Origin of the sequence: Dokdonella fugitiva (genome assembly GCF_004342425.1) — a bacterium.
Lineage (GTDB): Bacteria > Pseudomonadota > Gammaproteobacteria > Xanthomonadales > Rhodanobacteraceae > Dokdonella_A > Dokdonella_A fugitiva.
Genome location: NZ_SLWQ01000001.1, coordinates 441,442 through 457,898 on the forward strand (window position 1 = coordinate 441,442; position 16,457 = coordinate 457,898).

Consider the following 16,457-nt stretch of genomic DNA (forward strand, 5'->3'; position numbering starts at 1 on the left):
ACTATCCGGCCGCGGCCGGCACGATGGTGTTCCGTCACATGGCGGACCCTTCGAGGAACCTACCGATGAAAACGATCCTTACCCTCGTCGGCGCGCTGGCGCTGGCATTCGGCTTCGTCGTGGTGCCGTGCTGCGCGACGACGGCGCAGGCGGCGTCCGCGGCCACACCGGCGGCCGCACCCGCTGCACCGAAGCTGCACGCGGCGATGCGCGAACTCTGGCAAGGCCATGCCCGTACCACCCGCGACTACGCGAACGCGGTGAAGGCCGCCGACGCGGGCGCCGCGAAGACGGCGGCCGACGCGGTCGTCGCCAATGCCAAGCAGATCGCCGACGCCGTCGGCGGCTTCTACGGCGATGCCGCGGGCAAGCGCATGCTCGAACTCCTCGCCGGCCACTGGGGCGGCGTGAAGGCTCTCACCGATGCCGGCAAGGCCGGCGATGACGCAGCGGGCGCGAAGGCGATGCAGGACCTCACCGCGAATGCGGACGCGATCGCGAAGTTCCTTTCCGGCGCCAACCCGAACCTCGCCGAGAGCGCCGTGAAAGGCCTGCTCGTCACGCACGCCGGCCATCACGCGCAACTGGTCGGCGAGATCATGAAGGGTGATGGCGCCGCCGCGGCGAAGACCTGGAGCGCGATGCAGGCGCACATGGACACGATTGCCGATGCGCTCGCGGGTGGCATCGCCAGGCAGTTCCCGGCCAAGGCGAGCTGAGCGCGGCGATGAAGCACGCCAGCGCGCTCGCACAGCTCGGCCCCACGCAGCAACGCCTGCTGCGCCGGCTGCTGCTCGCGCCGCAAGGCGCGACCGTGGAGACGCTCTGCGACACGCTGGGCATCAGCCACAACGCGGTCAGGCAGCACCTGACCGCGTTGATCGCCGCCGGCTTCGTCGAGCGCGGCGTCGCGCTGCCGAGCGGCGGGCGCCCGCAGGCGCGCTACGTGTTGCGGGCCGAGGGGCGCGAACTGTTCCCGCGCCACTACGGCCTGATCGCGACGAGCGTGCTCGAACATCTCTACGCCGCGAGCGGCAAGGCCGGCGTGCAGGCGCTGCTCGCGACGATCGGGCGCGAACTCGGCGCCGCCGCGGCCGAGCGCATCGCCACGGTCGACGACGACGAGGCCGCGGGCGCGCTCGCCGAGCAGCTGGATGCGCTCGGCTACGAGGCGCTCGCGGTGCGTCGCGACGGCGAGACGCAGGTCGAGGCGTACAACTGCGTGTTCCATGCGCTCGCGAAGGCGCATCCGGACGTGTGCCGCTTCGATCTCGCGTTCATGGAAGCGGCGACCGGCCGCCCCGTGCAGCACCTGGAATGCCTCGTGCGCGGCGGCCATGCCTGCCGCTTCCGCCTCGGGCCGCGCGGTGAGCGCTGAAACCGCGCGCGGCAACGCGGCGCGTCAGGTCGCGTCGTGGAAGATCAGCCCGAGGGTATGGCGCTGGCCGCGGCGCAGCCGGCTCACGCCATGGCGCATCGCGACGCGATAGGGGCCGCGCGAGCCTTGCACGGGACGCTGGTTGACCGCGAACACGACCGCATCGCCGCGGCACAGCGGCACGACCTGCGCACGCGACTGCATGCGCGGGCGCTGCTCGGTCAGCACGAACTCGCCGCCGTCGAAGTCCTCACCCGGTTGCGACAGCAGGATCGCGACCTGCAGCGGGAACACGTGTGCGCCGTAGAGGTCCTGGTGCAGGCAGTTGTAGTCGCCCGGCCCGTAGCGCAGCAGCAGCGGCGTCGGCCGGCGCTGGCCGGCCGCATGGCAGCGCGCGAGGAAGTCCGCATGCGTCGGCGGGAAGTCGTCCGCCAGGCCCATCGCCGCATGCCAGCGGTTGGCGATCGGCACGAGCCGCTCGTACAACGCCGCACGCCACTGCGCGAGCGCGGCCGGCAGCGGATAGGCGAAATACCGGTACTCGCCGCGGCCGAAACCATGGCGCGCCATCGCGATCGTGCTGCGGAAGCGCGCATCGTCGTCGTAGCACGCAGCGAGTTCGCGGCAGCTCGCCGCCTCGAGGAAGCGGGCGACGTGCGCGAAGCCGTCGGCATCGAGTGCGCGCTCGATGCGCGCGCGGTCGAACAGGTGGAGTGCCGCGTCGGGCGGCGATGGAACGGAAGCGGGCACGGTCGGTCCTGTGGCGAACGGGGACGCGATCATCCCGCGCGACGACGCCGCCGCGCGCTCCGCTTCTTGCGCGTCACCAGCTGCCGGAGTTCGGCATCGACGCCCACGGCTCGGCCGGCGGCAGCGGATCGCCCTTCTGCAGCAGCTCGACGGAGATGAGGTCGGGCGAGCGCACGAAGGCCATGTGGCCGTCGCGCGGCGGCCGGTTGATGACCACGCCCATCGCGGCGAGGTGGGCGCAGGTCGCGTAGATGTCGTCGACGCGGAAGGCGAGGTGGCCGAAGTTGCGCGCCGACCCGTAGTCCTCGTCCGAGCCCCAGTTGTACGTGAGCTCGATCTCGGCGTCCGGCGACTCGTCGGCGGCGAGGAAGACGAGCGTGAACTTGCCGGCCGGGTTCTCCTTGCGGCGCATCTCGCGCAGGCCGAGGCCGTCACAGAAGAACGTCAACGCAGCGTCGAGATCGTGCACGCGGATCATCGTGTGCAGGTATTTCATGGTGGATTCCTCGCAGGCTCGCATCGCGGCTGGCGGCCGGATGTGGTCGACCCGCATTGTCGTCCAAAACCGATGCGCTCGACGATGCGCGCGAGCGCGCCCTAACCGCGCTGGAAACGTGGCATGTAGTGCTGCAGCTGTTCGAGGCGCTGCACCGGGTCGGTCATCTGCAGCAGGAGCTGCTTCTCCGGCTGCGCGAGCGGCAACATTTCGGCGAGGCGGAAGCCGACCCAGCTCGCGTCGTCGTAGCGCGCGCGGTCGACCTTCGCCGCGGCGCCGCCGACCTGGTCGAGCAGTCGCTCGAGGATCGTCGCGAGCAGGCCGTGCTCGGGCGGCACCTCGACGCCGGGCTCGTCCGGCCAGAAGCGGACTTCGCCGTGGACGAGGCCATTGTCGCGCACGCGCGTCGTCGCGACCTGGAAGCGTTCGCCGCCCTCGGCGCTGATGCCGAGCAGGCCGTCGGGCAAGGTGCAGAAGTCGGTGATGCGCGCGAGCGTGCCGATCGCCGCCGGCACCGCGGGGTCGCCCGCCTCGCGCCCGGCGAGGATCAGGCAGACGCCGAATCCGCTGCCGTCACGCGCGCAGTCGCGCACGAGGTCGAGGTAGCGGCGTTCGAAGATGCGAAGGTTGAGCGGTCCGCCGGGGAACAGCACGGCGGACAGCGGGAACAGCGGTATATCGACGAGCGGCACGCGGCCAGTCTAGCGAAGTCGATGCCGGATCGCGCGCCCGCACCTGCCGTTTGCCCGGCGGGAACCTGGCGGCGCCTTCAGCGGCGTTGGGCAAGGGCGGACGCGAACCGGCGCGGCGCGTTCTCGAAACCGCCATTGGACATGAACACGACGTGATCGCCCGCGCGTGCCTGCGCGAGCAGGTCGGCGACGAGCGCGTCGACGCTCGCCACGATGCGGCCACGCCCGCCAAGTGCATCGACGATGCGCCCGGCGTCCCACGGCAGTTCCGGTCGCTTGAGGAACACGACCGCATCCGCGTCGGCGAGCGACGGCGCGAGGTCGTCCGCATGCGCGCCCATGCGCATCGAGTTCGAGCGCGGCTCCATGCCGACGAGGATGCGCGCGGCGCCGACCTTCGCGCGCAGTCCCGCGAGCGTCGTCGCGATCGCGGTCGGATGGTGCGCGAAATCGTCGTAGACATGGATGCCCGCATGTTCCGCGACGAGTTCCATGCGTCGCGCGACGTTGCGGAAGGTCGCAAGCGCGGCGATCGCGGTCGCGGCCTCGACGCCGGCCGCATGCGCGGCGGCGATCGCGGCGAGCGCGTTCATCGCGTTGTGCCGGCCGCCCAGCGACCAGCTCGCTTCGCCGAGCTCGCGCCCCGCATGCGCGACGACGAACGACGAACCGTCGGCTGCGGTGAGCCGCGCGCGCCAGTCGCCGGCGTCGATGCCGAATGTCTCGACCGGCGTCCAGCAGCCCATCGCGAGCACCTCGGCGAGGCGCGCGTCCTCGGCGTTGACGACGAGGCGGCCGCTGCGCGGCACCGTGCGCACGAGATGGTGGAACTGGCGCTGGATCGCGGCGACGTCGGGAAAGATGTCGGCGTGATCGTATTCGAGGTTGTTGAGGATCGCGATCGTCGGACGGTAGTGCACGAACTTCGAGCGCTTGTCGAAGAAGGCGGTGTCGTATTCGTCCGCTTCAATGATGAAATCCGCCGCCGCAGGCGTCGGCGACCGTCCCTCCCCCGCGGAGCGGGAGAGGGGGGAACCGTCGGCGGATGCCGACGGTGGCGTGAGGGAAGGCTTGCCTCCGAGCCTCGCCGACACGCCGAAATTCGCGGGCACGCCGCCGACGAGGAAGCCGGGGGCGCGACCGGCGCATTCGAGGATCCACGCGAGCAGCGACGTCGTCGTGGTCTTGCCGTGCGTGCCGGCGACCGCGAGCACGCGGCGCCCGGCGAGCACGGTTTCGCCGAGCCATTGCGGACCCGAGACGTAGCGCAGGCGCTCGTCGAGCATGTACTCGATCGCCGCGTTTCCACGCGTCATCGCATTGCCGACGACGACGAGGTCCGGCGGCGGCATGAGGTTCTCGGCGGCGAAGCCCTGCTTCAGCGCGATGCCCAGCCGTTCGAGCTGGGTCGACATCGGCGGATAGACGTTCGCGTCGGAGCCTTCGACCTCGTGGCCGAGTTCGCGCGCGAGCGCGGCGATGCCACCCATGAAGGTGCCGCAGATGCCGAGGATGTGCAGCTTCAAGACGCGATGTCTCCGTAACGTGTCTTCGCCGCTCAGGCGCCGAGCAGCAGGCGGGCCAGCGCCCAGTTCGCGATCGCCCAGGTCGCGACGAGCACGAGCGCGAAGCCGAAGCCCGCGTCCATCGCGTGGCGCATGATGTGCGCATTGATGCCGAGCTGCCAGAAGAATGTCAGCACGAGCACCCAGCCGAGCAGTGCCTGCGCCGCGGTCGGGGGATCGGCGATCGGCAGCATTGCGAGCAGGAACGGCGTCTGCACGAGCGACACGGCGAGATCGGTCGCGAGCAGGGCCGTTGCCGTCTGCACCCAGCGATGACCGAGGCGGCGCACCGCCAGTGCGGTCGCACTGAAGCCGAGCAGCACGCCGGTGGAGACGAGCGCACGCGGCAGCAGCTCGTCCGCTTCGCCGACGAGGAAGCCGACGAGGGTCGCGAGGGTAATTCCGGCCACCGCGAAGCCGACGACGAGTGGCGGTGCATGCGGCAGGTCCTGCGGCGGCGTGCGCAGCAGGCACAACCCGATCACCCGGGCGGCGAGGGAAGCGGGGCGTCCGTCCATGCGCGCGGCGTGGCGGCGCGCGTCGCGCCGCGTCGGGTCAGGCGCGCGGCAGCGCGGCGATGATGCGCGCCGACACCTCGGCGAGTTCGCCGACGCCGTTGACGACGACGAGCTTGCCGATCTCCGCGAAGTGGGCCGCGACGGGTTCGGTCTGCTCGGCGTAGACGCGCAGGCGCTCGCGCACGGTTTCCGGCGTGTCGTCCTTGCGCCCCTGCGCCGCGGCGCGGCCGGCGATGCGCTCGACGATGAGCTCGCTCGGCACGTCGAGCTTGATCGCGACCTCGAGCGACTGGCCGATGCGCTCGAGCAGCTTCTCCAGCGCGGCGCACTGCGCGACGTTGCGCGGATAGCCGTCGAGGATGAACCCGGCCTTCGCGTCCGGCTGCGCGAGGCGCTCCTCGAGCATCGCCAGCACGATGTCGTCGGAGACGAGCTGGCCGGCTTCCATGACCGCCTTGGCCTTGAGGCCGAGCGGCGTGCCGGCCTTGACCGCGGCGCGCAGCAGGTCGCCGGTGGAAACGTGCGGCACGCCGAGCGTGGCCTTGAGCAGCTCGGCCTGGGTGCCCTTGCCCGAACCGGGCGCGCCGAGTAGAACGAGTCGCATGGTGCTCCGATGGCGCCTCGCGGCGCTCATGCTCACGATGGGGAACGCGACGCACCCCTCGGCGCGCCTAGAATGGCGACAACGCTAGCGGCTGGCCTGAATGGTGTCAAACCACGCCGGCCGCGCCGGAACGTGGAGAAAAGGAGCAGGAATGAGCCAGGGCAAGCTGCTGTACGCGCAATCGGGCGGGGTCACCGCGGTCATCAACGCGACCGCCGCCGCGGTCATCGACACCGCGCGCCGGCGCAAGGTGCCCGTGCTCGCCGCGCGCAACGGCATCATCGGCGCGCTGCGCGAGGACCTCATCGACACGTCGAAGGAAAGCGCCGCGGCGATCAAGGCGCTGCGCCATACGCCGGGCGGCGCGTTCGGCTCGTGCCGCTTCAAGCTGAAGTCGCTCGAGCAGGACCGCGCGCGGTACGAACGCCTGATCGCGGTGCTGAAGGCGCACGACATCCGCTGGTTCCTCTACAACGGCGGCAACGACTCGGCCGACACCTCGCTGAAGATCTCGCAGATCGCGCGCGAGCTCGGCTATCCGGTCAACGTCGTCGGCGTGCCGAAGACGGTCGACAACGACCTCGCGGTGACCGACTGCTGCCCCGGCTTCGGCTCGGTCGCGAAGTACACGGCGGTGTCGGTGGCCGAGGCGAGCCTCGACGTCGAATCGATGTGCGCCTCGTCGACGAAGGTGTTCATCGTCGAGGTGATGGGCCGGCATGCGGGCTGGATCGCGGCCGCGGGCGGCCTCGCCGCGCGCAAGGCGGGCGACCCGCCGCACCTGATCCTGTTCCCCGAGGTCGCGTTCGACGAGGACGCGTTCCTCGCGCGCGTGAAGGCGACCGTCGAGCGCGTCGGCTACTGCACCGTGGTCGCGTCGGAGGGGCTCAAGAACGCCGCCGGCCAGTTCCTCGCCGAAGCGGGCACGCGCGATGCGTTCGGCCATGCGCAGCTCGGCGGCGTCGCGCCCGTGCTCGCCCAGCTCGTCAGGCAGAAGCTCGGCTACAAGTACCACTGGGCCCTGCCCGACTACCTGCAGCGCTCGGCGCGCCATCTCGCCTCGAAGACCGATGCCGAGCAGGCGTGGGCGGTCGGCAAGGCCGCGGTCGAGTACGCGCTCGCGGGCAGGAACGCGGTCATGCCGGTCATCGTGCGCACGTCCGACGCGCCATACCGCTGGAAGATCGAACCCGCCCCGCTCGAGCGTGTCGCCAACCACGAGAAGACGCTGCCGAAGGGCTTCATTTCCCGCGACGGCTACGGCATCACCGCGGCCGCGCGCCGCTACCTCGAGCCGCTGATCCGCGGCGAGGACCCGCCGAAGTACCTGCGCGACGGCCTGCCCGACTACGTGCGCCTCGGGAACGCAGCGGTGCGCCGCAAGCTGCCGCGTTACGAGATCGCCGACTGATCCGCCGGCGCGCGGCGATCGTCGCGCCGCCGCCGGTCGCGGGGCCTGCCCGCCGCGCGGGGCTGGCGCGGTCGGCGCGCGCGATGCGCGGAATCCCGTGCGCACGGACACGGCGGCGTGCTGCGCCGCGCCAATGCGCGCGGCTTCGGGGCATGGCTATACTCGGGCGGAGTTGCCGCGCTGTTTCCCGGGGTTTTCCTGTCTAGTCCTGTGAGTCAAGGGAGGGTTCGATGCTGTTCCATGAACACGGTTTGACGATCGCGCTGGCGTGCGCGGTGCTCGCGATCCTGTACGGCGGATGGTCGATCCGCTGGATCCTCGCCAAGCCTTCGGGCAACGAACGCATGCAGGCGATCGCGGGGGCGATCCAGGAAGGCGCGCGCGCCTACCTCAATCGCCAGTACCGCACGATCGCGCTGGTCGGCGTCGTGCTGCTCGTCGTGATCGGTTTCGCACTCGATTGGCCGACGGCGATCGGCTTCGCCCTCGGTGCCATCCTGTCCGGCCTTACCGGCTACATCGGCATGAACATCTCGGTGCGAGCGAACGTACGCACGGCCGAAGCCGCGCGCAGCGGCATCCCGGCCGCGCTCGGCGTCGCGTTCCGCGGCGGCGCGATCACCGGCATGCTCGTCGTCGGCCTCGCCCTGCTCGGCGTCGCCGGCTACTACGTCACGCTCATGCACATGGGCCGGACCGAGGACCAGGCGCTGCATGCGCTCGTCGGCCTCGCGTTCGGCTCGTCGCTGATCTCGATCTTCGCGCGCCTCGGCGGCGGCATCTTCACCAAGGGCGCCGACGTCGGCGCCGACCTCGTCGGCAAGGTCGAGGCCGGCATTCCCGAAGACGACCCGCGCAACCCGGCGGTGATCGCCGACAACGTCGGCGACAACGTCGGCGACTGCGCCGGCATGGCCGCCGACCTGTTCGAGACCTACGCGGTCACCCTGATCGCGACGATGCTGCTCGGCGGCGTGATGGCGAAGGACGCCGGCGCGAATGCGGTGCTCTACCCTCTCGTGATCGGCGGCGTCTCGATCGTCGCCTCGATCATCGGCACGTTCTTCGTCAAGCACGGCGGCGGCAAGATCATGACCGCGCTGTACAAGGGCGTGATCGTCTCGGGCGTGCTCGCGCTGATCGCGTTCTATCCGGTCACCACGCAGCTGATGGCGACCTCGGCCTACGGCGCCATGAACGTGTTCGGCTGCGCGGTGATCGGCCTCGTCCTCACCGGCGCCATGGTCGTCATCACCGAGTACTACACCGCGACCGAGTACGGCCCGGTGCGCCACGTCGCGAAGGCGTCGACGACGGGCCACGCGACCAACATCATCGCCGGCATCGGCATCTCGATGAAGTCGACCGCGTGGCCGGTGATCGCGGTGTGCGCGGCGATCTGGGGCGCGTACCACCTCGCGGGCCTGTACGGCATCGCGATCTCGGCGACCGCGATGCTGTCGATGACCGGCATGATCGTCGCGCTCGACGCCTACGGCCCGATCACCGACAACGCGGGCGGCATCGCCGAGATGGCGGAGCTGCCGAAGGAAGTGCGCGCGGTCACCGACCCGCTCGATGCGGTCGGCAACACGACCAAGGCGGTCACCAAGGGCTACGCGATCGGCTCGGCCGGCCTCGCCGCGCTCGTGCTGTTCGCCGACTACACGCACAAGCTCGGCGTCGAGCATCCCGACCAGGTCTTCACGTTCGACATCTCCAACCACTACGTGATCATCGGCCTGCTCATCGGCGGCCTGATCCCGTACCTGTTCGGTGCAATGGCGATGGAAGCGGTCGGCCGCGCGGCCGGCGCGGTCGTCGAGGAGGTGCGCCGCCAGTTCCGCGACATCAAGGGGATCATGGACGGCACCGGCAAGCCGCAGTACGACAAGGCGGTGGACCTGCTGACCAAGGCCGCGATCAGGGAGATGATGCTGCCGTCGCTGCTGCCCGTGCTCGTGCCTATCATCGTCGCGTTCGGCTTCCGCTTCATCGGCGGGCCGATGGCCGGCGTGCAGGCACTCGGCGGCCTGCTGATCGGCACGATCGTCACGGGCCTGTTCGTCGCGATCTCGATGACGACCGGCGGCGGCGCGTGGGACAACGCGAAGAAGTACATCGAGGACGGCAACTTCGGCGGCAAGGGCTCGGATGCACACAAGGCCGCGGTCACCGGCGACACCGTCGGCGACCCGTACAAGGACACGGCCGGCCCGGCGGTCAACCCGCTCATCAAGATCATCAACATCGTCGCACTGCTGCTCGTGCCGTTGCTGTAACGGCCGCGCATGACGCGAATCGGAAGGCCGCCTTCGGGCGGCCTTCGTTTTTGGCTCGTCATGCGGCGACGCGGCGCATCCTGAGCAAACACGCAAGGCAAGAACATCGTCATTCCGGCGCGAGCCGGAATCGAGCTGTCCGTGCCAGGCCGAAGGCTGCTGGGTCCCGGGACGACGACGGGATAGCTTCCCGCCTCCGCTCTTCCTCTCCCGCTGTTCCTGCTTCGCTGTTCCTCTACTGCTCTGCTCCACCGGGTCCCCGCGGCGCCGGCGGGCGGCGGGGCGCCCCTTTCTCTTGGTGCCTACTCCCTGGGCAAGCAAAGAGAGACACCCGCGCCACCTGTCAGCCAATCCCGCCATCGCCGGTCCACTGGAGCCGAGCGCCTGCCGTTCCGCGTCCGCGGTCCGGCCCCGGCGCATGACCTTGTTCTATGATGCGGCCGGGGCATGGGCGCGCCGCGCGCGATCGCGGTGCGCCCGGCGGGCCGAGGGGAAACGCATGCGTGCAGGATGGCTGGTGCTGGCCATGGTCGTGTCGGCTTCGTTGCGGGCCGCGGAACTGTCGGGCAGCGTCGTGCTCGTCTCGGAGGGACAGGCGCTGCGCAGCGAAGAGGCGGCCGACGCGGTCGTCTACTTCCGTCCGGCGCACCCGACCAAGGTCGCGCCCGCGGCGGCGCCGTACGTGATGGGCACGCAGCGCAAGCAGTTCATGCCGCGCATCCTGCCGATCACCGTCGGCAGCGCGGTACGCTTCCCGAATCGCGACCCGATCCTGCACAACGCGTTCTCGACCTCGCCCGCGAACACGTTCGACGTCGGCGTGTACGGCAACGGCGACGGCGAGACCGTCGCCTTCCCGCAAGCCGGCTACGTGCGCGTGTTCTGCAACGTGCACGCGTCGATGATCGGCCACATCCTCGTGCTCGACACGCCGTACTTCACGCGCCCCGACGCGAGCGGGGCATTCACCCTGAAGAACCTGCCCGCGGGCAGCGGCGACCTCGTCGTCTGGCACGACCGCGCGACGCCGTGGCACCAGAAGCTCGCCGCCGGCGGCAAGCCGCTCGCGATCCAGCTCGATCTCACGCAGAAGCGCGTGCCGCCGCACCTCAACAAGTTCGGCAAGCCATACGGAAGGGCCAGCGATGCCGGTTACTGAGCACTCCCCCGCGAAAGGTTTCACCCTGCCGCTCGCGCTGCGCTTCTTCCTCGCCACCGCGCTGCTGATCGCGCTCGCGCTCGGCGCCGCGGTGCTCGTCACCTACACGCAGGGCCAGCGCATCGCCACCGACGCGCTCGACAAGGCGGTCGCGACGAGCGACGCGGTGCAGCGCGAGTTCGAGCAGCATCGCCTCGAGACCCTGCAATCGAATGCGCGCCTCGTCGCGTCCGATTCGGGCTTCGCGCGCTACATCGGCAGCGCCGCCGGCGGCGGCGCACTCCCCGGCGTCGAGGGTCAGAGCGGACCCGACCTCAGCTCGATGCACGACCTGCTGCTCGAGCGCCAGCGCGAGTTCGGCTTCGACCTCGGCATCCTGCTCGACGGCCAGGGCAACACGCTCGTTCGCAGTGATCGCAGCGAGTCCGTGCAGGAATCGCTCGCCGACGATCCGCTCGTCGCCGCGGCGCTGCACGACACGCCACCGTTCGCCGGCTACTGGCGCCAGCGCGACCGGCTCTACCAGGCCGCGATCATGCCGATCGTGCAGGACCGCGACCTGCTCGGCTACCTGCTCGTCGCGCAGGGCGTCGACGACGTGCTGGCGAAGAAGGTCGCGCAGGCGAGCGGCGCGCAGGTCGCGTTCCGCATTCCGGTCGGCGGCAAGGTCGCGCTCGCGGCGACTTCGCTCGACGCCGCCAACGGCGCCGAACTCGCGCCGGCCATCGCCGCGCTCGATCCGTCGGTGCGATCGGCGCTCGACGATGGCCGCGCGGTCGAGCAGTTCCGCGTGCGCTTCGCCGGCCAGGACTGGATCGGCCGCGCCCGGCCGATGGGCACCGCCGCGGACGGCAAGCTCGGCAGCGTGCTCGTGCTCGCCTCGGCCGACCGCTTCGTCTCGGGTTATCGCGCGATCCTCAACTGGGTCGCGCTCGCCGGCATCGCCTCGATGATCGCCGCGCTGCTGCTCTCGCTGCTGCTCTCGCGCGGCATCCTCAGTCCGGTGCGGCGCATGGCACAGGCGGCGGAGGAAGCCGCCGCGGGCAACTACCAGGCGCGCATCGGCAGCGGCGGCAACGACGACCTCGGCCGCCTGTCGCATGCGTTCGACACGCTGCTGTCCGAGCTGCGCGAGAAGAGCGACATGGAAGGCTACGTCGGCCATCTCGCGCGCTTCCTGCCCGAGCCTGCCGCGGAGGTCGTGGCGGACGCGGCGACACGCCGCCGTACCACGCCGGATGCGCTGCCGCGACGCGCACCCGCGACCTTGCTCGGCGTCGAGTTCCGCCACCTGCTCGCCGACCGCGGCGACACGACGCCGGCGCAGGCCATCGCCGACCTCGGCGCGCTGCAGGCGCGCCTCGACGACATCGCGCACGCGCATGCGGCCGAACTGCATGTCGCCGAAGGCGCGCGCTGGCTGTTCGCGTTCGACGGCGAGGACGCGCACCGGCGCGCCCTCGCGTGCTGGGGGGCACTGCTCGATGCGTCGGGCGCGCAGCACCAGCCGGCGCCTGCGGGCAGCATCGTCGACGGCGACCTGCTGCACGGCGGCGATGCGCTGCTCGGCATGCCGCAGGCGCAGGTGCACCGCCTGCTCTGCGATGCTGCTCCGGGCCAGTTGCTGACGCTCGGTGCGTTCGGCGAGGCGCTCGCGCGCGAATACGGCGCGACCGCCGTGCACGCGGTCACCGGCGCGTACAGCGCCAAGCCGCGTGCGGCCGTGCTCGCCGACGTCTGGCAGCGCGCGGCAAGCGAAGTGCCGGCGGATCGCACGGTCCTGCAGGCCGACGCGCGGCGCGCGCCGCCGCCGTCGCCCGGCGCGAAGACCACGCTCGGCATCGTCCCGGGCGCCGTGCTGGGCAATCGCTACCGCATCATCTCGGTGCTCGGCGAAGGCGGCATGGGCGTCGTCTACAAGGCGAACGACCTCGAACTCGACGACCTCGTCGCGCTGAAGATGGTCAAGCCGGGCGCGCTCACCGACGGCACCCAGCTCGAGCGCCTCAAGGACGAGATCAAGCTCGCCCGGCGCATCACCCATCCGAACGTGCTGCGCACGTTCGACTTCGGCGAGATCGGCGGCTTGCCGTACATCTCGATGGAGTACGTGCGCGGCCTCACCCTGCGCTACCTGCTGCGCGACGCCAAGCGCGTGCCGTACACGGCCGGCCTGCGCATCGCGCGCCAGCTCGCGGCCGGCCTCGGCGCAGCGCATGCGGTCGGCGTCCTGCACCGCGACATCAAGCCGGAAAACCTCATCCTCGAGGCGAACGCGAATGCCAAGCTCATGGACTTCGGCATCGCCCGGCCGACCGCACGCGTGCAGCCCGGCCACACCGAACCCGGCACCTTCCTCGGCACGCCGAATTACTGCGCGCCAGAGCAGCTCGCCGGCGGCAACGTCGACGAGCGCGCCGACATCTGGTCGTGCGGCGTGCTCATGACCGAGATGTTCTGCGGCGGCCTGCCGTTCTCCGGCAAGTCGACGATGGACATCTACATGGCGCAGATGCAGCAGGAGCCGACGCGACCGTCGGCGCTCTGGCCCGAGGTGCCCCCGGATCTGGAAAGGGTGATCCTCCGCTGCCTCCAGCGCGTGCCGGACGACCGCTACGCCTCCGCGGCCGAGCTCGCCGCCGACCTCGCCGGACTGAGGGTCTGAGCATGCGCCGCCTCGCCCTGCTGTGCCGCCTCGCCCTGCTCGCCGCACCCGGCGCCGTCGCCGCGCAGGTGACCGACGACCCGCTGTTGCAGGCGCCCGAGGACGCGCCGGCCGGCTCGACGCTCGCCTGGTCCGGTGACGCGACCGTGCGCTACGAACATACCCGCGGCATCCCGGGCGCGCGGCCGAGTCCGACGCTCGAGCGCGTGCGCGGACGCGTGCGTCCCGGCCTCGCCTGGACGCCACGCGCCGAGCTCGAAATCGGTGGGGCGCTGAAGTTCGCGCTCGGCTCTGATGCCAACCGCGACAACCGCATCAACAACGACAACGAGCGCAGCGACGGCGCCGGCCTCGACCAGTTGTTCGTGCGCTGGCACGCGGGCGAATCGACCGCGCTGCTGTTCGGCAAGACGCCACTGCCGCTCGAACTGTCACCGCTCGTCTGGGACCGCGACCTGCGGCCTGCGGGCGTCAGCATCGATCATTCGATCGCGCTCGGCGACTACGATCGCCTGCAACTCGTCGCCGGCGTGTTCGCAGGCGAGCACCTGTACGGCGACGATTCGCGCATCGGCGCGCTGCAACTCGCCTGGCGCTGGCACGAGGGCGCGCCGGGCAATGCCGCGGTGATGCTCTCGCTGATCGACTTCAACGACATCCACCGGCTCGCGATCAACGGGCTCGGCCGCACCAACCTGCGCACGGCGAACGGCTTCACGAGCGATTTCCGCCTGCTCGACCTGCAGCTCGTCGGCCGGCACGCATTCGGCGGCTGGCCGTTCGAGGCGCGCATCGACCTCGTGCGCAATCTCGGCGCCGACGACGATGCCGACGGAGCGCGCCTGAGCCTCGTCGCCGGCGATCGCCGCCGCGCGCGCGGATGGGAACTCGGCTTCGCCTGGCAGCGCCAGCAGCGCGATGCCGTGCTCGCCGCGTTCAGCGAGGACGACTGGTGGTTCCACAGCTTCGCGCACGGCGCGATGCCATGGATCGGCTATGGCCTCACCGATCGACTCAGCCTGCGCCTCGCCGGCTTCCGCGAACAGCGCGACGGCCTTGCCGACCACACGCGACGCGTGCTGTTCGACCTCGAAGCCCGCTGGTAGACGGCGCGCCGAAGATGGCGGGCACGCTCAGGCGAGGCGCCCACGCAGCACGCCGACGGTGAGGAACAGGGCCGCGAGCGAAAGCACGGTCATCTGCACCGGCATCGGGTCGAGCAGGGCCAGCAGGCCCACGCCCGCGAACAACACGATCGCGGTCGCCGTCGCGAGCGGTCGCAGGCGCGACGCGTCGAGGTGCTTGCCCATCCACCACAGCAGCGTGCCGCACAGCATGAGCAGGAGCGCGAAGCACACGCTGTAGCCGCACAACATCGTCCACGCATCGATGCCCCAGCGCGGCAGGATCGGGTACGCGCGCATCGCCTGCATCAGCGCGCGGCGCGGTGCGTCGAACGAAGCGACGTCGACGAAGGCGCGGTAGTGCACGGTCGCATGCACGCCACTGGCGATGAGCAACACGGCGGCGGCGCCGCGTACGCCGGAACGCAGGGAGGATTCGGACATGGGCGTCATCTCCGGGGGTGTCCGATGTTTGGACAGTCGGCCGTGTGGACGCAAGCAGGCGGAGGATCGCGCGATTCGAGCGGAAGCCCGCCGAGGCGAGCGTAGCACGGGCCGCCGCGGCGCCGGTGGAAGACACGCGCATCAGGCGCAGCATCGGGATGGAGTCCCGCTTTCGCAGGAAGGACGGCATGTGGCCGGCCAAGGCGGCACACCCCGCTCGAGGCGGTGCGCGGTGCGGCGTTGACCGGCCCCGCGCGAAAAAAAGACCCCGCCGAAGCGGGGTCGAAGGACGCAAGCCGGCGGATATCAGAGCCGGCAGAGATCGAAATCGTCGGCGAACACGAGTTGGCTGCCGGTGTTGGTCACGCTGAACGTGGCGCTCGTCCCGCTCAGTGCGCCACTCGCCGCGCCTATCGTCCGGCTCGCGCTCAGCGTGTAGAAGCGCTGGCTCGCGTTCGCCGGGAACGAGGCGACGCCGTTGCTCACCGTGGCCTGGCCGAGCACGATCGATCCACCGCAGGCGCTCGTCGACAGCGTGATCTGCGAGGTGGAGTCGGTCGCGATGACGTTGTCGGACGCATCGACGATCGCGACCTGCACGGCACCCAGGCGGTCACCGCGCGGGACGTCGGCGGGCTGCTGCAGGAACTTGATGTGGTCGGGCGGATTGGCGGCAAAGCTCGCCACGACCGTGCAGTTGCCCGTGATCGGTCCCGTCGTGTAGCTGGTGCCCACGAGCGTACCCGCGGCACAGGTACCGCCGACCGGCGTCACGACGTGGTAGCCCGTGGCCGGCGTCAGCGTGAAGCTCGTCGTCGCGCCGTGGTTCACCGTCTGCGCCGTCGACGGGCTGATCGTGCCATTGCCACCACTCACGCTCGGCGTCACCACGTGCGTGTCGATCGCGAAGCTCGCGATGACGGTACAGTCCGCATTCACTGCGTTCGTCGTGTAGGTGTTGCCCACGAGCGAACCGCCGCAGGTGCCGGCCACGTTGACGACATGGAAGTTCGCCGACGGCGCCAGGGTGAAGGCGATGGTCGCGCCGTGGTTCACCGTCTGCGCCGTCGACGGGCTGATCGTGCCGTTGCCACCCGACACGCTCGGCGTCACCGTGTGCGTGTCGATCGCGAAGCTCGCGATGACCGTGCAGTCCGCGTTCACCGCGTTCGTCGTGTAGGTGTTGCCCACGAGCGAACCGCCGCAGGTGCCCGCGACATTGGCGACGTGGTAGTTGGTGGCCGGCGTCAACGTGAATGCGATGGTCGAACCGTGGTTCACCGTCTGCGCCGTCGACGGGCTGATCGTGCCGTTGCCACCCGACACGCTCGGCGTCACCGTGTGCGTGTCGATCGCGAAGCTCGCGATA

General features: G+C 70.6%; 15 protein-coding genes. 7 read left to right on the forward strand and 8 right to left on the reverse strand.

The window, feature by feature from the left end:
* The first annotated feature begins 65 nt into the window (after positions 1–65).
* Together EV148_RS01850 and EV148_RS01855 are read left to right on the forward strand one after the other, a co-directional pair.
* Complete coding sequence (locus tag EV148_RS01850) at positions 66–719, forward strand: hypothetical protein (RefSeq protein WP_131992597.1); 654 nt, start codon at positions 66–68, stop codon at positions 717–719.
* A gap of 8 nt (positions 720–727) precedes the next feature.
* A complete protein-coding gene (locus EV148_RS01855) occupies positions 728–1,378 on the forward strand; it encodes a helix-turn-helix transcriptional regulator (RefSeq protein ID WP_131992600.1) in 651 nt (216 codons plus the stop codon).
* A 24-nt stretch (positions 1,379–1,402) separates the two neighbouring features.
* Here the strand turns inward: EV148_RS01855 and EV148_RS01860 are convergent, their stop codons facing one another.
* The 6 genes from EV148_RS01860 to EV148_RS01885 form a co-directional block, all read right to left on the reverse strand.
* A complete protein-coding gene (locus EV148_RS01860; RefSeq protein WP_241987941.1) occupies positions 1,403–2,128 on the reverse strand; it encodes a 2OG-Fe(II) oxygenase in 726 nt (241 codons plus the stop codon).
* Positions 2,129–2,201: 73 nt separating this feature from the next.
* Positions 2,202–2,624: a VOC family protein gene (locus EV148_RS01865; RefSeq protein ID WP_131992606.1), complete on the reverse strand. Its 423-nt coding sequence runs from the start codon at positions 2,622–2,624 to the stop codon at positions 2,202–2,204.
* A gap of 101 nt (positions 2,625–2,725) precedes the next feature.
* Positions 2,726–3,316 (reverse strand): LON peptidase substrate-binding domain-containing protein, encoded by a 591-nt coding sequence (locus EV148_RS01870; protein WP_241987942.1) that lies wholly within the window; start codon positions 3,314–3,316, stop codon positions 2,726–2,728.
* A 77-nt stretch (positions 3,317–3,393) separates the two neighbouring features.
* A complete protein-coding gene (gene mpl / locus EV148_RS01875) occupies positions 3,394–4,842 on the reverse strand; it encodes a UDP-N-acetylmuramate:L-alanyl-gamma-D-glutamyl-meso-diaminopimelate ligase (protein ID WP_131992608.1) in 1,449 nt (482 codons plus the stop codon).
* A gap of 32 nt (positions 4,843–4,874) precedes the next feature.
* Positions 4,875–5,399 carry a hypothetical protein gene (locus EV148_RS01880; protein WP_131992611.1) on the reverse strand — a complete coding sequence of 175 codons (525 nt, stop codon included), beginning with the start codon at positions 5,397–5,399 and terminating at the stop codon, positions 4,875–4,877.
* 37 nt (positions 5,400–5,436) lie between these two features.
* Complete coding sequence (locus EV148_RS01885; protein WP_131992614.1) at positions 5,437–6,003, reverse strand: adenylate kinase; 567 nt, start codon at positions 6,001–6,003, stop codon at positions 5,437–5,439.
* A 151-nt stretch (positions 6,004–6,154) separates the two neighbouring features.
* On the opposite strand from EV148_RS01885, the gene EV148_RS01890 reads away from it, so the two are divergent.
* From EV148_RS01890 to EV148_RS01910, 5 genes are all read left to right on the forward strand, one after another.
* Positions 6,155–7,414 carry a 6-phosphofructokinase gene (locus EV148_RS01890; RefSeq protein WP_131992617.1) on the forward strand — a complete coding sequence of 420 codons (1,260 nt, stop codon included), beginning with the start codon at positions 6,155–6,157 and terminating at the stop codon, positions 7,412–7,414.
* Positions 7,415–7,644: 230 nt separating this feature from the next.
* On the forward strand, positions 7,645–9,696 hold the full coding sequence (locus EV148_RS01895; RefSeq protein ID WP_131992620.1) for a sodium-translocating pyrophosphatase: 2,052 nt from the start codon (positions 7,645–7,647) through the stop codon (positions 9,694–9,696).
* Positions 9,697–10,195: 499 nt separating this feature from the next.
* Positions 10,196–10,855 carry a cupredoxin domain-containing protein gene (locus EV148_RS01900; RefSeq protein WP_131992623.1) on the forward strand — a complete coding sequence of 220 codons (660 nt, stop codon included), beginning with the start codon at positions 10,196–10,198 and terminating at the stop codon, positions 10,853–10,855.
* Positions 10,842–13,520: a protein kinase domain-containing protein gene (locus EV148_RS01905; RefSeq protein ID WP_131992627.1), complete on the forward strand. Its 2,679-nt coding sequence runs from the start codon at positions 10,842–10,844 to the stop codon at positions 13,518–13,520. The genes EV148_RS01900 and EV148_RS01905 overlap by 14 nt, the downstream gene beginning before the upstream one ends.
* A gap of 2 nt (positions 13,521–13,522) precedes the next feature.
* Complete coding sequence (locus tag EV148_RS01910; RefSeq protein WP_131992630.1) at positions 13,523–14,626, forward strand: hypothetical protein; 1,104 nt, start codon at positions 13,523–13,525, stop codon at positions 14,624–14,626.
* 27 nt (positions 14,627–14,653) lie between these two features.
* Here the strand turns inward: EV148_RS01910 and EV148_RS01915 are convergent, their stop codons facing one another.
* Together EV148_RS01915 and EV148_RS18330 are read right to left on the reverse strand one after the other, a co-directional pair.
* Positions 14,654–15,088 carry an LIC_13387 family protein gene (locus tag EV148_RS01915; protein ID WP_131992633.1) on the reverse strand — a complete coding sequence of 145 codons (435 nt, stop codon included), beginning with the start codon at positions 15,086–15,088 and terminating at the stop codon, positions 14,654–14,656.
* A gap of 306 nt (positions 15,089–15,394) precedes the next feature.
* Positions 15,395–16,457 (reverse strand): InlB B-repeat-containing protein (locus tag EV148_RS18330; protein WP_199222694.1); only part of this gene is annotated, 1,063 nt, incomplete at its 5' end.